Origin of the sequence: Kitasatospora sp. MAP12-44, assembly GCF_029892095.1 — a bacterium.
Lineage (GTDB): Bacteria > Actinomycetota > Actinomycetes > Streptomycetales > Streptomycetaceae > Kitasatospora.
In genome coordinates, this window is sequence record NZ_JARZAE010000004.1 from 1 (window position 1) to 15,992 (window position 15,992).

The 15,992-nt window shown below is 71.0% G+C and carries 13 protein-coding genes and 1 pseudogene; 6 read left to right on the forward strand and 8 right to left on the reverse strand.

Annotated elements, in window-relative coordinates; genetic code table 11:
* Position 1: 1 nt before the first annotated feature.
* On the reverse strand, positions 2 to 1,159 hold the full coding sequence (locus P3T34_RS01045; RefSeq protein ID WP_280663836.1) for a tyrosine-type recombinase/integrase: 1,158 nt from the start codon (positions 1,157 to 1,159) through the stop codon (positions 2 to 4).
* 224 nt (positions 1,160 to 1,383) lie between these two features.
* Here P3T34_RS01045 and P3T34_RS01050 point away from each other — a divergent pair, with 224 nt between their 5' ends.
* Positions 1,384 to 2,706, forward strand: coding sequence for a helicase associated domain-containing protein (locus P3T34_RS01050; protein ID WP_280664038.1), 1,323 nt, complete (start codon positions 1,384 to 1,386; stop codon positions 2,704 to 2,706).
* Between the two features lie 257 nt (positions 2,707 to 2,963).
* On the opposite strand, the gene P3T34_RS01055 is transcribed toward P3T34_RS01050, so the two are convergent.
* On the reverse strand, positions 2,964 to 3,452 hold the full coding sequence (locus tag P3T34_RS01055) for a hypothetical protein (protein WP_280664039.1): 489 nt from the start codon (positions 3,450 to 3,452) through the stop codon (positions 2,964 to 2,966).
* A gap of 37 nt (positions 3,453 to 3,489) precedes the next feature.
* Positions 3,490 to 5,280, reverse strand: a complete 1,791-nt coding sequence (locus P3T34_RS01060; protein ID WP_280664040.1) for a hypothetical protein — start codon at positions 5,278 to 5,280, stop codon at positions 3,490 to 3,492.
* 288 nt (positions 5,281 to 5,568) lie between these two features.
* On the opposite strand from P3T34_RS01060, the gene P3T34_RS01065 reads away from it, so the two are divergent.
* Complete coding sequence (locus P3T34_RS01065; RefSeq protein WP_280664041.1) at positions 5,569 to 5,814, forward strand: dTMP kinase; 246 nt, start codon at positions 5,569 to 5,571, stop codon at positions 5,812 to 5,814.
* Between the two features lie 69 nt (positions 5,815 to 5,883).
* Positions 5,884 to 6,733: pseudogene (locus P3T34_RS01070) on the forward strand (transposase); the annotation flags it as partial.
* Here the strand turns inward: P3T34_RS01070 and P3T34_RS01075 are convergent.
* Positions 6,712 to 7,011 carry a transposase gene (locus P3T34_RS01075; RefSeq protein ID WP_280664042.1) on the reverse strand — a complete coding sequence of 100 codons (300 nt, stop codon included), beginning with the start codon at positions 7,009 to 7,011 and terminating at the stop codon, positions 6,712 to 6,714. The pseudogene P3T34_RS01070 and the gene P3T34_RS01075 overlap by 22 nt on opposite strands.
* A 1,391-nt stretch (positions 7,012 to 8,402) precedes the next feature.
* On the opposite strand from P3T34_RS01075, the gene P3T34_RS01080 reads away from it, so the two are divergent.
* The 3 genes from P3T34_RS01080 to P3T34_RS01090 all read left to right on the forward strand — a co-directional run bounded on the left by P3T34_RS01080 (position 8,403) and on the right by P3T34_RS01090 (position 10,429).
* Positions 8,403 to 8,792 carry a transglycosylase SLT domain-containing protein gene (locus P3T34_RS01080; protein WP_280664043.1) on the forward strand — a complete coding sequence of 130 codons (390 nt, stop codon included), beginning with the start codon at positions 8,403 to 8,405 and terminating at the stop codon, positions 8,790 to 8,792.
* A 75-nt stretch (positions 8,793 to 8,867) separates the two neighbouring features.
* Positions 8,868 to 10,166 carry a helicase associated domain-containing protein gene (locus P3T34_RS01085; RefSeq protein WP_280664044.1) on the forward strand — a complete coding sequence of 433 codons (1,299 nt, stop codon included), beginning with the start codon at positions 8,868 to 8,870 and terminating at the stop codon, positions 10,164 to 10,166.
* Positions 10,163 to 10,429, forward strand: a complete 267-nt coding sequence (locus P3T34_RS01090; RefSeq protein ID WP_280664045.1) for a helicase associated domain-containing protein — start codon at positions 10,163 to 10,165, stop codon at positions 10,427 to 10,429. The genes P3T34_RS01085 and P3T34_RS01090 overlap by 4 nt, the downstream gene beginning before the upstream one ends.
* A 36-nt stretch (positions 10,430 to 10,465) precedes the next feature.
* On the opposite strand, the gene P3T34_RS01095 is transcribed toward P3T34_RS01090, so the two are convergent.
* The 4 genes from P3T34_RS01095 to P3T34_RS01110 all read right to left on the reverse strand — a co-directional run bounded on the left by P3T34_RS01095 (position 10,466) and on the right by P3T34_RS01110 (position 15,939).
* On the reverse strand, positions 10,466 to 10,771 hold the full coding sequence (locus tag P3T34_RS01095) for a hypothetical protein (RefSeq protein ID WP_280664046.1): 306 nt from the start codon (positions 10,769 to 10,771) through the stop codon (positions 10,466 to 10,468).
* Positions 10,772 to 11,066: 295 nt separating this feature from the next.
* Complete coding sequence (locus P3T34_RS01100) at positions 11,067 to 11,603, reverse strand: hypothetical protein (RefSeq protein WP_280664047.1); 537 nt, start codon at positions 11,601 to 11,603, stop codon at positions 11,067 to 11,069.
* Positions 11,604 to 12,366: 763 nt separating this feature from the next.
* A complete protein-coding gene (locus tag P3T34_RS01105; protein ID WP_280664048.1) occupies positions 12,367 to 13,671 on the reverse strand; it encodes a YncE family protein in 1,305 nt (434 codons plus the stop codon).
* Positions 13,672 to 13,707: 36 nt separating this feature from the next.
* Positions 13,708 to 15,939 carry a DEAD/DEAH box helicase gene (locus tag P3T34_RS01110; RefSeq protein ID WP_280664049.1) on the reverse strand — a complete coding sequence of 744 codons (2,232 nt, stop codon included), beginning with the start codon at positions 15,937 to 15,939 and terminating at the stop codon, positions 13,708 to 13,710.
* Positions 15,940 to 15,992 lie beyond the last annotated feature (53 nt).

A 15,992-nucleotide genomic window follows, 5' to 3' on the forward strand; every position in this document is an offset into this window, starting at 1 on the left:
GTCACTGGTGCTCCCGGAGGGCTTCGAGGCGTTCGACCGCGGCGCGGGTCTCGGTGTCGTCGACGTGGCGGTAGCGCTCCATCGACAGCGGGGAGACGTGGCCGAGCAGGTACTGCACGACATCGCGGTCCACGCCGTCGCGAAGCCACGTGGTCGCGGCGGAGTGGCGCAGCATGTGCGGGCGCGCGGGGTGGCGGGCGGCGCGGGCGAGGCGGTCGAACATGTCCTTGGTGTTGGGGTAGGACATCGCCCGCCCGAGCGGTGGCCGGAACAGGTTCACGAACACCATGTCGCCGTCGGCGGCCTGGGGCACTGCGTCGCGCTCGTACCTGTAGTCGGTGTAGAGGGCGGTCAGGTCCGCGGTGACGGGGATCGTGCGGGGCTTGCGGGCCTTGGCCAGTGCCCGGTTAGGGTTGTCGGTGCGCCGGTGGATGTGAATGTGCGGGCCGTTGGTGGTGCAGCCGAGCGCGCGGGAGGAGGCGAGCAGGTGCATGTCCTGGCGGCGCAGCCCGAGCCCTTCACCGATCCGCACCCCGGTACAGGCGAGTAGGGCGATCAGGAACCGGTCCCGGGCCCGGGCGGCGATGCTGATCATGTGGGCGATCTGATCGGGGGTCAGGTTCTCGTAGCCGGGCTCGGTTATCCGGAAGCGGAACGCGGACGCACCCACGGTGCGGAACTGGTCTCCCTCCCCCGCGTCATAGCTGGCGGGGACGTGGACCAGGTACTTGGGCTGTGACAGCAGGCCGGCCACTCGGGGGGCGACCCAGCCGTTCGCGACACAGAACCGCAGGAAAGCGGCGATGGCCGTCATCACCGCGTTCGCCGTGTTCTGGGATCGGAAGACCGGCCTGTCCTGCCGCGGGCCACCGCCGCGGGGCGGCAACGGCTCGGTCACCAGCCACCGCTGGAAGCCCGACAGGGACAGGAAACTCGGAGCCCGCCAATCCAGCCGGCTCCCGGCGCAGTGGTTCAGGTACAGCGCGATGCGGCTGGCGTAGGCGCGTTCGGTGTTCGGTGACAGCCCACGGGAGCGGAGCGAGGCGATGAACGCCGTCGCCTCCAGATGCAGTTCCAACGTCGCACTGTCCGCGACCACCCACCGCACCGTGCCGGTGGCCGGGTCGATCGCCCGCTCCGCCGTGAACCATGGATCCATGCCGGGACCCTAGCCACCGCTGCCCTACTCAGCCGGTGGTTGACCGGGGTGTTCATCCCCGCAGGTGACATCCACACCAAACGTGCCTCACGCGCCGGCAGAGCCCTGTACCGGCACCCATCACCGCAGCTCAGCCCCAGACCAAACGTCACCAACGCCAAGGCCAGCTCTAGATAATATCGATGCCGAATGCGGATTCGGTGCTTCTCCAGGGCAGGGGCAGCATGGTCGATATCGTCCAGGCCATCGGCCGGGCCCTGCGGATGAAGCCCGGCGAGGGAAAGACCGCGAGCCTGATCGTGCCGGTCTTCCTCAAGGCCGGGGAGCAGCCCGGGGACATCCTGGAGTCGGACAGCTACGGTCCGCTTGTTCGAATCTTGTCGGCCTTGAGGTCACACGACGCCCGGGTGGTGGAGGCCCTGGCGGTGCCGCAGAAGTCGGGTAGGCGGACCACCGGGCGCGGTGCCGAGGCGGCTGCCTTGCCTGGTGAGGGTGGGTCAGGGGATGGTGGGGCGGGGGCGTTCACGCTGCCGGTGCGGTTCCAGGTGCCGGTCGATGCGGACGTGTTGGCGCTGTTCGTCTCCTCGCGGGTGCTGACGAGTGAGAGTCAGTTCTGGCGTGAGGGGATCGGCCATGCCCGGCGGTGGTTCGACGAGACCGGCGGACTCGATGTTCCCTATTCTGCGATGGTCGGCGAGTCGGGTAATTTCCCGCTCGGAAAATGGCTCTCGGACCGGCGTACCGAGCATTCAAGCGGTGAACTGGCACGACACCGGGTGATGATGCTCGATGACCTTGGGATGATCTGGTCCGTCAGCGATGCGCGGTTCGAGGCTGGCCTCGACTGGGCGCGCGTCTGGGCGAAGGGCCACGGTGGCTCTCTGGCCTGCCCAGCACGGGCATCGGTGGGTGGCTATGCGATTGGCACGTGGTTGTCAGAACTGCGTTCAGCGGCCCAGGTGCCGGTGGGCGAAGCGGGGGCTCTCACCCCGCGGCGGCGGGCCGCGTTGGAGGAGATCGACCCGTGGTGGTGCCCGGCGTGGCCGATCGTGTGGCAGCGCACCTACGCGGTCGCCCGGCAGTGGTGGCTGGAGTCCGACGGCTGCGTCGACTGGACCGTGCTGCCGGTGGACACGGTGTTCGAGGGCGAGCAGCTCGGCCGGTGGGCGAAGGCGCAGCGGGCCGGCTGGGCCGAGCTCGACCAGGAGCAGCAGGACCTGCTGTCAGCGATCGGCATCGAGGAGGACCAGGAGCTCGCCGCCGCGCGGGCGGCGGCCGCGGCCAAGCCCAAGGTGTCGCAGGCGGACCGGTTCGAGCAGGGTCTGGTGGCCTTGGCGCAGTTCGTGGAGCGGGAGCGCCACGCGAACGTCCGGCGCCCGCACAGGGAGCCGCTGGAGACTGTGGAGGCCAGCCCCGGGGGTGAGGAGCGGGTGGTCGAGTCGCACTTCGCGCTGGGCACCTGGCTCAACAACCAGAAGGCCCGCCGGGCGAAACTGACGCCCGGCCAGCTCGCGCAACTCGCCGAGCACGGCGTGGAGTGGGCGTAGCGGGTGGTGGCTGCCGTGGCTCGTACGTCGTCGTAGGGGCGCCGTCGGCCGATCTCGCGGGTGAGCGGATCGGCCGGCGGCGCCGCGGTTACGTGCGGTCGTTTGGGTAGAAGGGCCCGGTGCGGAAGATGCGCGCGGTGGTGGCGTTGATCTGGTCGACCCACTGGCTGATGGAGCCGTCCACTGCGGGAGTAGTGCAGGTTCGGGCGGCCGGCCAGGGGTGCTGGAGCGGCCGGGCGCAGCGGCCTGTGCCGGCCTCAGGCACCGCGCGGCGCGACGGTGATGACCACCTCTGAGCCGCTGATCGCCATCGTCGCGCTGTAGTCCTGGACGTCGCCGCCGTCGCCGGGTGTGTAGGCCCCGAGCAGGGAGCCGAACAGCAGCGGGTCGCCCGGCTCGGTCGGCAGCACCTCCAGTGCCCGCTCCGCCGCCCTGTGCAGGGCCTGAGAGTCCAGGGAGCGGCAGACCTCGTGCAGGTCCTTCAGCTCGCGGGCGTCGAAGCCGTTCTTGAACGTGCTCTGCGAGTAGGCCCGCACCAGACTGCGGTAGCCGACGTCGCCGCGCTCCAGCATCTCGACCGGGAGGTCGTTGAAGACCTCCATCACCTGGCTGCAACTCCACAGCGCCAGCGCGGCCACCGTGGCCGGGTCCTCCCCGAGTTCCTCCAGCAGCTCCTCACGGCATCCTGAGCCCCGGAGTCGGACGTGTCGGCGGACCCGCTGCGTTCCTGGGTGCGGCCGCGCCACGGACCACCCCGAGGCCGGTGGGACGGAACCAGTCGTTCTAAGGGCGCAGCTTCTCCAGCGCGGTGTTGATCAGGCGTGCCCTGGGAGCGGGCAGGTGGGTCGTGGCGTCTTCGCTGGCTGTCGGGTAATCGCGGGCTTGCAGGGCGGAGATGATCTCGGCGGTGGCCTTCACATGGAGGTCCCTGGCTGCGTAGCCGAGCACAAACGCCCCATGGTCAAGGTGGCCGGTTTCTCTCAGGTGTGTGATCAGCTCGACGAGGTCCCAGGGCTTAGCTCCTGCGGTGGCGCCGTTGAGCAGGGCGCGGGCCACGTCGTTGTGACCTGCCGCCAGTGCTTCGTTGACGGCGTCGGTCACTTCGTGGAAGGGCCGCTTCATGCCTACATGGGTCAGGAGAATTCGTGCTTCGGAGGAGTAGCCCTCGGCTTTGATGCGTTCGGTCAGCTGGACGGTCTCCGCGGTCGGCCAGTCGGATGCCGCCCTACGCAGGAGGTCACGGGCTTCGTCGTCGTGGCCGCTTTCCCGCAGCTGTGTGGCGATCTGCTCCGCTTGATCCAACCGCATGTGCCGGAGCAGGAGCAGCATTCTGTTGCTGGCGCCAGCGCCGTGCTCGCTGAGGTGTGCGATCAGAGTCGCGACCTCTTTCGGAGGGCGTGCTGCCGTGCTGAGCAGCAGATGGTCATACGGGTTACCGAGCTTGATCACTGTTTGATCGGTGGCCAGTTCGAGCAGCTGGCTCAGCGGCAGCTGGAGGGCAGCCTGGTCCAGGAGCTCGGTGAAGTCGTTGGGACCGAGGGGAGGGTCGAGCGACTGGATTCGCCGCACGTATGCCGCTGCCGACGGTGCGGGCGGTGCTGTCCTGGTCGCGCGCTGGGCGAGCCAGGCTCCGAAACGGCTGGCCTGCACGGCGGTGTTGTCCGGTTCTGCGTCGCTGGTGGCGGGGTTGTTCGGGTTGTCCGATACGGCTTCCACGACAGCGGGGGCGTGCATCACGTCCCAGGATGTGAAGGCGGGCTCACCCAGGGCGCCACGGGCGTCCTGGGTGAGTTGGTCGCCGGTGTCGTTGACGTGGGCGGCCTTGTCGAGGGACTGGGCGATGTCGTCGAGGAAGGCGATGTCGTTGTCAGGGGTGACCAACGCGCTGAGTTGACCCGGTTCGGGTTCGTCGGCCCCGGCGGTGGACTTGAGGTGGTGGACCTCCGCGCGCAGCCGGTCGATCTCACGGCTGGCCTGGTCGACGAGGTCGAGCGCTTCGCGTTGCTTGGCCTCGGCCCGATCCTTCTCCCGCACGGCCCGCTGCCGGTGCTCCTCGGCCTGGGCGAGGCGGCGGCGCACGTCCTGCTCCTGCCGCTGAGGGGCCGTGGGGTGGGTGTGCAGGCGGTCGGCCTGGCGGGCGAGTTCGCCGATGCGCAGGTTCAGCCGGCCGATCATCTGCAGGAGCAGGATGACGAGGTGGCCGGCGTTGGCCTCGGCCTGGCGGCTGCTGGCCAGGGCCTGTTGGGCGTGAATGAGCTGGTTCTGAACGTCGATGGTCTGCTGCTGGGCGAGGACCAGTGCGCCCTTGTCGCCCGCCGGGGGGAAGGCGGTGCTGACCGGGGTGGGGGTGCTGCGCAGCTTGTCCCACAGGGGTCGGGCCTGCTCAGTGAGCCGTGCTGCGGCTTGGGAGTCGTGGGAGCAGATGTCTGCGACGGCTTCGACGAAGTCCCAGCGTGGGGTTCGGCCGGCCAGCCAGTCGGAGACGGTGGACTTGGCGGGTACCCGGTGGTCGGCGAAGTGCTCGGGGGTGAGGGCGTCGAGGAGTTCGTCGACCCTGAGGCTGGCACCGCGCACCCAGGTCCGCAGGAGTTCGGCGATGGCGTTCGCCTCGGTGCTGGTGCCCTTCAGCGGCCCCCAGGGCCGGCCGCCCGCCGGTGCGCTCTGTTCTTTGGGCAGGGCCCCTCCTCTCCTCAGACCGCGTCATTCGTCGGTCAACCCGGCTTGTTCGGCTCCGGTCCGGTGGACAACCCTCCGGCGTGGCTGTGGCCATCCCATCAGAGGCATCGTCGTGATGCCGCCGGTTTCGCGGCATTGGCCGTGCGGGGTGCGTACGGGTCGACTTCCCCTGATTCGGAGCGGTACATGCCGACATTCCCTTTCCCGCTGGGCGGCCGGGCACTGGGGCCCGTGCAGCGGGTCCTGCTGGTCGCGTTGACGGTGCCGGTGCTGGCGGTGGTGACCGTGGCAGCGGTGCCCGCGCTGGTGGTGCTGCCGTTCCTGCCCGGCGGCACCGACCGGGCGGTGCGGCTGATCCGCTCTCATGTCGCCTACGCGCGGACGCTGCTGATGTGCAGCGGACCGGCCCCGGCGAAGCCGGGCCCGGGTTAGGCGCAATGCCGGTGACTTTAGGTTGCTCCTGGCTGGGTGATGGTGGTTCTGGTGGTGGCCAGTTGCGGGTCCGTGGCCGTCCTCGCACGTGCCCAGCAGGACGCCGTCTGGGACCGCACCCAGGCCGGCAACAAGCTCACCGCGCACCTGCGGGCGTACTACCCCGGCTATCTGACCGCTGTCGGCCATCGCCGCGAGGGGATCTTCCACCCCATCGCCCGGGTTCTGCTTGCCGCAGCCCCTACTCCTGAACGGGCCTCCCGACTCACCCGTCCACAGCTACGAGCTCTACTGAAGAAGGCCGGCCGCAAGAACACCATCGAAGCAGAAGCCGACCGGCTCCACGCGGCCCTTCGCATTCCCTAGATGCGCCAACTCCCCCTGGTCGAGCAGGCCATGGGCCGACAGGCGCTGGCCCTGCTCCGTCAGTTGGAAGCCGCTTGCGAGCGCCGAGGACCTCGCCGAAGCGTCGACGCTTGCCTTCGAGACTCACCCCGACGCAGAGATCATCACGAGCTTCCCCGGCCTCGGCCCGCTCAGCGGCGCCCGCGTCCTCGCCGAAATCGGTGACGACCGCTCCCGGTTCACGGACGCCAGAGGGCTGAAGGCGCACGCAGGCGCGGCCCCCGTCACGAGGGCCTCAGGCAAGAGCATGGCGGTCCTGGCCCGCAGGGTGAAGAACCAGAGGCTGGCCTCCGTCGGATACATGTGGGCCTTCGCCGCCATGGCCCACTCAACCGGCGCGAGGGCCCACTACGACCGCAGGCGAGCAACCGGGGAGCGGCACATAGCCGCCCAACGCAACCTCTTCAACCGCATGATCGGCTGCCTCCATCACTGCCTGACCCGACGAGTCCCCTTCGACGAGGCTGTCGCCTTCCCTCCTTCCCCAGGGCCTCACCTGGCACTGGCTGCTTGACACCTTTTCGCATCGGATGTCTTCTTCCCGCCGTCGAACCCCCGGCTCGCCGCTGGCACGGACGCCGCCCCCTTCACCGACTGGGAGTCGATGATCCCGGCGGTCGGCTCCGGATCACGGCCCGCCTCCTTCCGGACCCGGTCGCGCAGCCGGTCGTGGAACTCGGCGACCAGGCCCGTGTCACGCCAGCGCCTGAAGAAGGCGTAGACGCGGTCCCACGCGGGAAAGTCCGCAGGCACCGCCCTCCAGGCGATGCCGCCCGCGACCAGGTCGCGCACAGCGTCGACCAGCTGCCGTGGCAGTAGCCCTCAGGCTGCCCGCCGCGGCCCTCCAGCCAGGCGGGCACGGGCATCGCGTCGCGCACGACGGCCCATTCCGCGTCGTTCATGTCCGAGGGGTATCTCGGACGCCTGTGCGTGCGGTCCCCGGCATTCCCAAACCGGTGAGCGAGGCAATCACACGACAGGGGTGCAGAGTTGGACGACAACGGCGTAGACACGGGAGACTGCAGCACCAGGGGCCTCCTGTTGCTCGGCTGGATTCGACACCCACGAGCTGTGCGGGAGGCCCCACTTTCATGCCCTGCTGATCAGAGAATCACCCGACCGAGTTGGCAGACTCGAACTCACGCCCACGAAGTTCGATAGAGCAACGGCTAGTTACTCCTGGTCAGGCTGGCCAAGCGTCCAGCCGCTGATCGCGGTGATCGGCCCGCGCCAGGTCGCCAGGGGTGTGAGTGGTGCGGCCGGACCGGCGAACTCCCCGTTCACCGAGTGGGACAAGACCCTCGGGGACGCCCGCCTCTGCGCGGCCATCGCCGACCGAATCACCTTCCACTGCACCGCCGCAGACCATCAGCAAGCGGCGCGCGCCCAAGAACCGATGCGCGCGGCAGGGCGCCCCGAGGATGCTCACGCGGATCCGGACCGGTTCCCGGCCGCCGGGGCCATAGCCGGCGGCCTGCCGGTCGTCGCCGGCCAGGGACATCGAGGCCGGCGCGGGTCGAGAGCGATGCGCAGGGGCGGGTCCGGCCGGGCGGCGGCGAGCCGCTGGTCCGGGGCCTTCGCGGGCGCGCCCGATCAGCGGTGCGGGTCTTCGGCGACCGGGCTGCGACCGAACACGTGTCGGCGCCACCACACGGTCACAGACAGCCATCACGATGTGAGCTGGATCCCCTTGAGGGGGCTGCCGGATCGGGGTGGCCCGTGACGGTGCTCACGCGTCCCGGGCGCCCCCTACCCTCCCTAGTAGGCCACCCGTCGGCTCCGGCCACCGCACCCGCCCGGCTGCTCGCCGCCCCCGCCGCGCTCCCGCGCCTACGGCCGAGCCTCCACTGTTTTCGCAGCTCAAACCGGTACAAAACGCCCAAAAAAGCATGCCCTGCCAGGTTTGACCGCCCGGACGACGAGCAGCCGGCCCGCGCGCGAGCGGCGTGTTCGCCCCACCCCGCTACGACGCCGCGTCGTAGCGGGCACCCCTTGGAGCCAGCCGCCGACCCCGCTAACAATGGCCCAGTCGCCAGCTGCGGCGGTGGTCCGATCCACTCCCGCAACTCCCGTACGGCAGTCACCACCCGTGACCGCCCCGGTGCCGACTCCCGCCCGCCGGGCCCCACCGGGCCCGCCGAACCGCGGGGCGAGGCGCCCCCACGATTGAGGTCGAACTCCACATGCCCGTGATCTCCACCCGCATGCGCAAGTCCGTCGCCCTGCTCACCTCCGCCGTCGGCATCGCCGCGATCGGCGCCTCCATCGCCCCGACCGTCGCCTCGGCCCAGACGCCGCAGTCGCTGGCCGCGAACATCGTCCCCGCCGGCCAGCTCGCCTCCTTCGACCAGATCATCAGCCACGAGAGCGGCTGGAACGTCACCGCGACCAACCCGTCCTCGGGCGCCTACGGCCTGGGCCAGGCCCTCCCCGGCAACAAGATGGCCTCCGCCGGCTCCGACTGGCAGACCAACGCGGGCACCCAGATCAAGTGGGCCTACGACTACATGAACAGCCGCTACGGCAGCCCGAACCAGGCCTGGGCCTACTGGCAGGTCCACCACAACTACTGACCGGCCACTCCCACCGATCCGCCGCTCAACCACCCACCCCACGACCCACGACGGACGCCACCGCGGCCGAACAGGGTGCTGTGGGAGCAGGCCCCGGCGCTGCACCCGCAGCCGGAGCTGATCGGGACGACGTGGCTGGAGGCCGAGCACACCTCCGCCGAGCGGCGGGCCTTTCTGGCCACCTTCGCCTCGTTGGTCGGGGAGGACGGGTGGCGGCTGCTGCGGTACATCCTCGCCTCGGTCAAGGTCTTGAGCGAGGGCGTGGACACCTTCGACTGCGACGCGGTGTTCTTCGCCGACGTGCGCGGGTCCATGGTCGACCTGGTCCAGGCCGTCGGGCGGGCGCTGCGGATGCGCCCGGGCAGCGGCAAGATCGCCACCATCGTCGTGCCCGTCCTGCTGGGGGCCGGCGAGAGGGGCGACCAGCTGCTGACCTCCCGGGCCTACGACGGGCTGTCCAAGATCCTGATGGCGCTGCGCTCGCACGACGCGGCCGCCATCGAGCGCCTGGCCATGCCGCAGTCCGAGACCCGGCCGCCCAGGGAGCCGAAGCACGCCGGAGAGCCGGAGGAGCGCCGCTCCGCCGCCGGGGAGGCGCAGCAGCTCCAGTTCTCCACCCAGCGCGACCCCGCCGTGATCGCCGCGTTCATCCGCACCCGGGTCTTGGAGCCGGAGCGGGCCGAGTTCCGGCGGGGGCTGGAGGAGCTGCTCGCCTACCGGGAGAAGTTCGGTGACGTGAAGGTGCCGTACGCCTACCGGGCGCCGTCTGGGCACCGGCCGGGCGTGTGGGTGGCCGATCAGCGCCGGTATCGGGCTGCCAATGTGCTGGATGCCGAGCGGGTCGCGCTGCTGGACGAGCTCGGCATGGTGTGGTCGGTGTTCGACACGGCCTTCACCTGCAACTTGACCGCGGTGGCCGGCTACGCGGCCGAGCACGGCCACGCCTGCCCGCCCAACGAGGCCGTGTGGGGCGGGCGCCCGGTCGGGACCATCATGAAGAACCTGCGCACCGCCCAACGCCGCACCGAGACGCTCCAGCGCCGGGCCGAGGCCGGGGAGGAGGGCCTGGACTGGGCGGGGGCGCTGACCGCCGACCGCAAGGCCGCCCTGGACGCCATCGACCCGGCGTGGTGCCCCACCTGGTCGGTGGAATGGCAGCGGAACTTCACCCTGGCCTGGCGCCACATCCAGGACGGCGGGACGCTGGCGGGCGCGGAGCCGGGCGGCATCGTCGCCCAGGGCGAAAACCTCGCCGCCTGGGGCCGCGCCCAGCAGACCGGCTGGGACACACTCGCCCCCGCCCAGCAGTGGGCGCTGGAGCACGTCTCGGACTCGAGCCGCTGCCCGCCGAGCAGCTCTCGCCCGCCAAGGTGACGCATGCCGAGAAGGAGGCCCGGAACCTCGCCACCGCCGCCCAGTACCGCGAGCGTGAGGGGCACCTGAACGTCCCCCGCACACACAAGGAGACCATCCTCCTGGACGACGGCACCACCGTGGAGGTCAGCCAGGGGCTGTTCATCACCAACAGCCACAACCGACGCGCCGACATCCCCACCCAACGCGCCCAGCGCCTCACCGAGTTGGGCATGCGCTGGGAGTTGTGCACGGTGACGGAAGCCACTGGGGACCGGGCCTGATCGCTTTCTGGACGGATTCGGCCCGCGCAGTTTCGATCAAGCGCTCGGCCCGGGCCGCCTCCCGCCCCGACCCCGCATCACATCGACCGCCATCGCGAACGGAACCCATGTCATCCGAGCTGCCGTCACCATCCACGCCCGGAAGACCTCCCCCAACGTCGGCGGCGTGTCGCGACCGTGGGTGTCGATGATCAGTGTCACCGCGGCCAACGTCAGCGACAGCACCATCCACCCCGTCACGACGCCGAACACCAACCACCCGGCGAGTGACACACCCACACCGAACAGCAGGAAACACACGACCACGGCGACCGCGGCCACCCCGACAAGAAGAAGCCCCATGACAGCAGTCTGCCTGCCCGTGGCCGGGCCGACCCGGTCCGGCAGGCTCGCGCCACCGCCCCGCTGATTTCCTACCGCTACCCGGACAACCAGGAGCAGGAGGAGCAGTGCTGACAGCCGCCCGGGCCGTGCCGCCGATACGGTTGGCGTCCGGCGGGCCGAGACTGCGAGAACGCCCGAACCCCACGGGCAGCACGCCGCGCTTCGGTACGGAACTCACCGGGCCCCCGACCGTTCTCACCGGTCGGGGGCCTGGCTGTGAGTTTGGGCCTTTAGATCTGGCCGGCTGCGACGGTCAGGGGCCGACCCGTTCGTAGCGGAGCGAGGTGTAGCCGCTGTTGTCCGAGTAGATCTGGGCGATCGTCGCCGCCCCGAGTGCGTCGGTCCGCAGGCCCTGCAGCCGGATGATGGCCGGCCCGTTGACCCTGATCTGCTCGCTGATCGGTGCGGTCTCGTTGCCGCCGGCCTCGGCGTTGCCTGCGTTGTAGTCGATGATCTGGTGGACGAGCCGCTCGCTCTGCGGCACGGCGGTGCCGGAGTTGACGTCCCACAGTCGCGCGGTGATGTACGTGTTGAGCGGGGGGACACCGGACAGGCGTCCACGGACGTTCGCGTCGAGTTCGTAGGTGCCGGCCCTGGGGAGAACAACCTCCAGGGGGGTGTCGGTCCAGGTGCCGGGCGGCAGATCGACCTGCGTGTTCAGATGCTGGATTCCGTAGGTCGGCGGGGGCGCGGCCGGAGCCGCGCTGACGTTGCTCTGCGTCGCGACGGTCGTTGCACCCACGAGCAGTGCGACGGTCGCGGCGATGAGACTCTTGCGCAGGGTCGGCATGGTTCCTCCTAAAGCAGAGGCCAATGGCATGTGCCTCTGCCAAGGTATAGGCCCTCCATTGGAGGGCCTATTACCCGGAAGAGTGACAGGGGCTCACATGTTGGATGGTCATGAGCTCGGCGTGCGCCGGGCGGTTCCAGCGGCGCTTGGGGCAGGGCGCGTTGATTGGTGTAGCCCCACCCACCGCACCCACCCTCCGTCCTGCCACGCTTCTCAATCAACCCGCAGGACGCGGCCCGCCAGCCAACTGTCTAGGCCATGTCAATTCTACGGCTCGCGCTGCAAGCCACCTTGCGCGGCACCCCTGCGGAGTGCCGCGCTGGCCGGCCCTTCGCCCGGCGGTGGCCGGGGCCCGCCGACCTATCGGACAAGGGCCCCCGGACCGGCCCGATCCCGCGCACGCTCGCCCCGCCGGGCACCCGCGCCCGCCCACGCGCGCCCCCGCGCTCGCTGGGCAGCGCGTGCATTCGCATCCGCGCGCGCGAGGAGCGGCTCGGAGGCCCGAGCCTGCGCCACCCGCGCGGCGCCCAGGGTGCCTGGACGGTAGCGGGGACGTCGTCGAGAACCCCCTCGACCGCCGCTGCGACCGCAGTCTCCGGGGAGACTGCGGGGCCGCCCTGCAGGCCGTCTGACGGCCCACCAGCATCGCCCGGGGCTCCACCCGCGCGGCCTCCGGGGCCGTTTCCAGGGTCGATGACCGAGGACTTCGGGACCGCGAAGCACACGGCGTCCACAATTCGGACGTCGACTCGGCTGGCCCACCTCACGGCAGTGTGGCGGTGTCGATCGCCTGGATCTGGTCGGAGTCGTGGTCCGAGACGAGCAGGGTCGTCGCGTCGGGGCTGAGGGCGAACTCGCGGGGGAAGGCGCCGGTCGGGATGCGCCCGAGGGCGGCCGGTTTACCGGTGAGCGCGGCCCGGGTGTCCACCACGGTCAGGCCGGTCGTGGCGCCCGCGGTGTGGAACCGGTCGGAGTCCGCAGTAACGATGCGGGCGCCGCCCTGGAGGAGGACCAGGCCAACCGGGGCGGTGCCCACCTGGACGGAGGTGAGCAGGGCGTGCCCGGGGTCGGTGGTGAGCCTGTCGGCGTCGAAGGCGAGCAGGGCGTTGCTTCCCCGTGCGGTGACCCACACGGTGTGCCCGTCCGGTGCGGGGAGGACCCGTACCGGCTCGCACCCGGCGGCGACGCTGCCCAGCAGGGCCTTGCCGGGCGTGGACTCCAGGGTGGGAAGATCGATGACGCTGATTTCGCCGTGCTTGGAGCCCGCCGGCGTGCTCGCCGGCGTGCTCGGGGGCGTGCTCGGGTCGACTTCGCTGGTCGCGTACAGTCGGCGCCCGTCGGGGGACAGGGCAGTGCCGACCACGGCGTCGCCCAGCGTGAGACTGCCGATCTGCGCAGCCTGGCCGAACCCGGTACGAACCGCCGTGCGCAGGTCGAAGACCTCGATGTCACCGCGGTGGCCGGTCTGGGCGTTGCCGTACTCCTGGCTGACAAAGGCGTAGCGGTCGTCGGGTGAGACGGTGACCTCGATCGCGCTGGTCCCGGCCGTGCCGGTGAGCGTTCCCAGCACGGCCCCTGGCGTGCCGGCCGCTGCCTTGGCCGTGTCCACCACGATCGCCCCGCTGCCCGCGGCGATGAGCAGTTCGCTTCCGTCGTGGGTGAGCGTGATTCCGGTGGCGCCTTCCTTGCCCACGCTCGCGGCCGGAAGCGGGATCGTCCGCACGAGCCGTGGCGTGGCGCTGTCGGTGGACAGCACCCCCAGTGCCGACTGCAGCACCGCGAAGGCGACGTGGCCGGTAGGGGCGTAGACCAATCCGAAGGGCTGGGCCGGCACGGTCAGGCTCGTGGTGCGGACACCGGTGAGCTGCGGCTGCGAAGGCGCGGGCCCGGTCTGGCACCCGGGCGGGGCAACCGCTGTGGCTACCGCAACGGACGACACCGGACCGGTGCCGCCGCTCGGACCGGTGCCGCCGCTCGGGCCGGTGCCGACTGTCTGACAGCCCGACGCGCCCAGCGCCACGGCCAGGGCCAGGGCCCGCGGAAACGTCCAATGCCCGGGGAACGCCATCAACTACCCCTTCCAAGTGCCGAATCAGCGGCGAACCTAGCAAGGGGTCTTGTGAAATCCTTGTGACCCGGCCGCCAGGGCACGGCGCAGCCGAGCCGCAGCAAGGCGGGCCAGGCGGGCGGTCCCCGGCTCCTCCCGCCAGTCGCGGCCGACCGGCGTGCCCGGTTCCTCGGCGGCGGTGACCGGCCTTTCGGGCGGCTGCGGGGTGGTCCCGGTGGTGGTCACTCGTCCCTCCGGGTCGGGCCGCCCCCGTGGGCCGCGACGGCGGATCTTCGGTCCGGTCAGCCGGCGACGGTCTCGGCTGTATGTCCGTGGAGCGCATCCAGGAGCGCGCTCTGCTGCTCGGTCAGCTTCCCATCGGCGCGGGCCCCCGCCTGCTTGCGCAGCCACGCACCGGGGCGGAACGCCGAGTCGTCGCCGAGGCCGGTGCGGTTCACCGGGCCGGTGAGGGTTCCGCCGGCGGCCAGGTAGGCGAGCAGGCGGCGGTAGGAGCGGTTCCGGTCCGGCTCCATCCGCCACAGCTCGTCCAGACCGTCCAGCTTGGCGACCTGGTCGGGGTTGAGGCCCGCGGCCTTGCGCTGGCGGCGGTATCCACGCGCCCACCGCGTAGTCGTCCAGCTTCGCGGTCGCCGGGATCGCCAGGTGACCGTGCTGGTGATGGAACGCGGCGGCGTACGCGGCGCCGCGCCCCCGCGCGCCTGCGTTCTTCGACCAGATCACGCCGAGCGCATCCAGCCCGGAGACGCGGGCCGCGTCGAGCAGGCCCTGGCCGTTGAGGTGACGCTGGCGGGCGCGCCAGGAGATCAGCCCGGTGTGCTTCGCCTTGCCGGTGGGGTCGAGATGGCCGTGCCCGATGTGGAACACCGCCGCGACGGCGTGCATCCGCTGCCACTCGACCACCCGCGGATTGAACGCCCGCAGCTTCACCGTCTGCAGGATCCGCGCCGCGTGCTGGCGCGCGTTGATCCGCAGCCACTCGACCGGCGACTCCACCACCGCCGGCTGCTCCTCCCCCTCTCCGGTGTCGGCCTCCGCCTTCTCGGAGGCCTCCGTGGTGGTGTGCTGCGTCTGGGAGCGGTTGGTGCGCAGCTCGGTGATCCGGCCAACCACTCGGGCGTCATGCGCCGCCAGCGCCCGCAGGACCCGCAGGACCCGCAGGACCCGCAGGACCCGCAGGACCCGCCAGATCGTACGGAAGCCGGATGCTTCGAGCTCGGCGTCGGCCTCCGCGTTCACCACCTCACCGGCGTCGTGGACCTCGGCCGGGTCGGCGGCGGCGGTGTCGTCGCCCACGGCGGGGCTGGGCAGGTAGATGGGGATGATGACCCAGGACACCTTGCCCTGGCGGTAGGACTGGCGCAGCGCCCGGCCGACGGCCTGGACGATGTCGATGACGCTCGACTTCGGATCGCTGAAGACGATCGAGTCCACACTTCTGACGTCGATGCCCTCGGACAGGAGGCGGGCGTTGGCGAGGATTCCGCACTCCTCGCCGTCGTCGCCGGTGTGGGCGTTGAACTCGGTGAACGCGGCGCGGCGGTCCTTGAGGCGGTCGGTGCCGGCGACCGCCTTCGCCCAGATCCGCTCGGGGCGGTCCGCGTCGGGCAGCAGCTCGCAGGCGTCCAGCAGGGTGCTCGCGAACTCCCGCGCCGCGGACACCCGGGAGCGGAAGGTGATGACGCGGCGCAGGCCGAGGTCGGCGACCGCGCGCAGCACCGCGATCTGCAGGGCCAGGCGCAGCAGTTCCTCATTCGAGCGCTGCGAGCGCAGGTCCGCGACCGCGGGCAGGTTGAGCAGCTCGCGCAGGACCTCATCGGTCACCACGGGCACCAGCACGCGGTAGTCCGCGAGGAATCCGTGCTCGATCCCCTGCCCGAGCTTCCACCGGCGCTTCGCGAGGATCTGCGCGTCGTCGTGGACGGCCGCCCACGCCCTGCCCTCGGCGCCGGCGGCGCGGTGCGCCTCGTCGATCACCACCAGGTCCCACATCGGCAGGCTGAAGTCACTGTGGGCCTGGACGATGCGCTCCATGCTCGCGTAGGTGGCGTAGACGGTGACCGGCTCGCTGGGCCCGGCGGTGGCGACCAGGTCGGCGATCCGGACGGCCTGCGTGGTCACCTGCGCCTGAATGCGGCCGCCGGCCTCCGCACTCTCCAACGCCTCCTGACGCGAGCACGCCGCGATGGCCAGCCCCCGGCGACCGCCCCGCAGCGACCACGCTTCGGCGGTCTGCTCCAACAGCTCGATCGTCGGCACCAGCACCAGCACCCGGCCACGCAACGGCGAGACGACGGGCGCAGCCGGCGGCGATCAGCGTCTTG

What these genes read in the sequence shown, in the direction of transcription:
- P3T34_RS01045 (WP_280663836.1), bottom strand. Translation starts at nt 1,159, where the DNA reads ATGGATCCATGGTTCACGGCGGAGCGGGCGATCGACCCGGCCACCGGC.
- P3T34_RS01100 (WP_280664047.1), bottom strand. Translation starts at nt 11,603, where the DNA reads ATGCCGACCCTGCGCAAGAGTCTCATCGCCGCGACCGTCGCACTGCTC.
- P3T34_RS01065 (WP_280664041.1), top strand. Translation starts at nt 5,569, where the DNA reads ATGCCGACATTCCCTTTCCCGCTGGGCGGCCGGGCACTGGGGCCCGTG.
- P3T34_RS01050 (WP_280664038.1), top strand. Translation starts at nt 1,384, where the DNA reads ATGGTCGATATCGTCCAGGCCATCGGCCGGGCCCTGCGGATGAAGCCC.
- P3T34_RS01080 (WP_280664043.1), top strand. Translation starts at nt 8,403, where the DNA reads ATGCCCGTGATCTCCACCCGCATGCGCAAGTCCGTCGCCCTGCTCACC.
- P3T34_RS01095 (WP_280664046.1), bottom strand. Translation starts at nt 10,771, where the DNA reads ATGGGGCTTCTTCTTGTCGGGGTGGCCGCGGTCGCCGTGGTCGTGTGT.
- P3T34_RS01105 (WP_280664048.1), bottom strand. Translation starts at nt 13,671, where the DNA reads ATGGCGTTCCCCGGGCATTGGACGTTTCCGCGGGCCCTGGCCCTGGCC.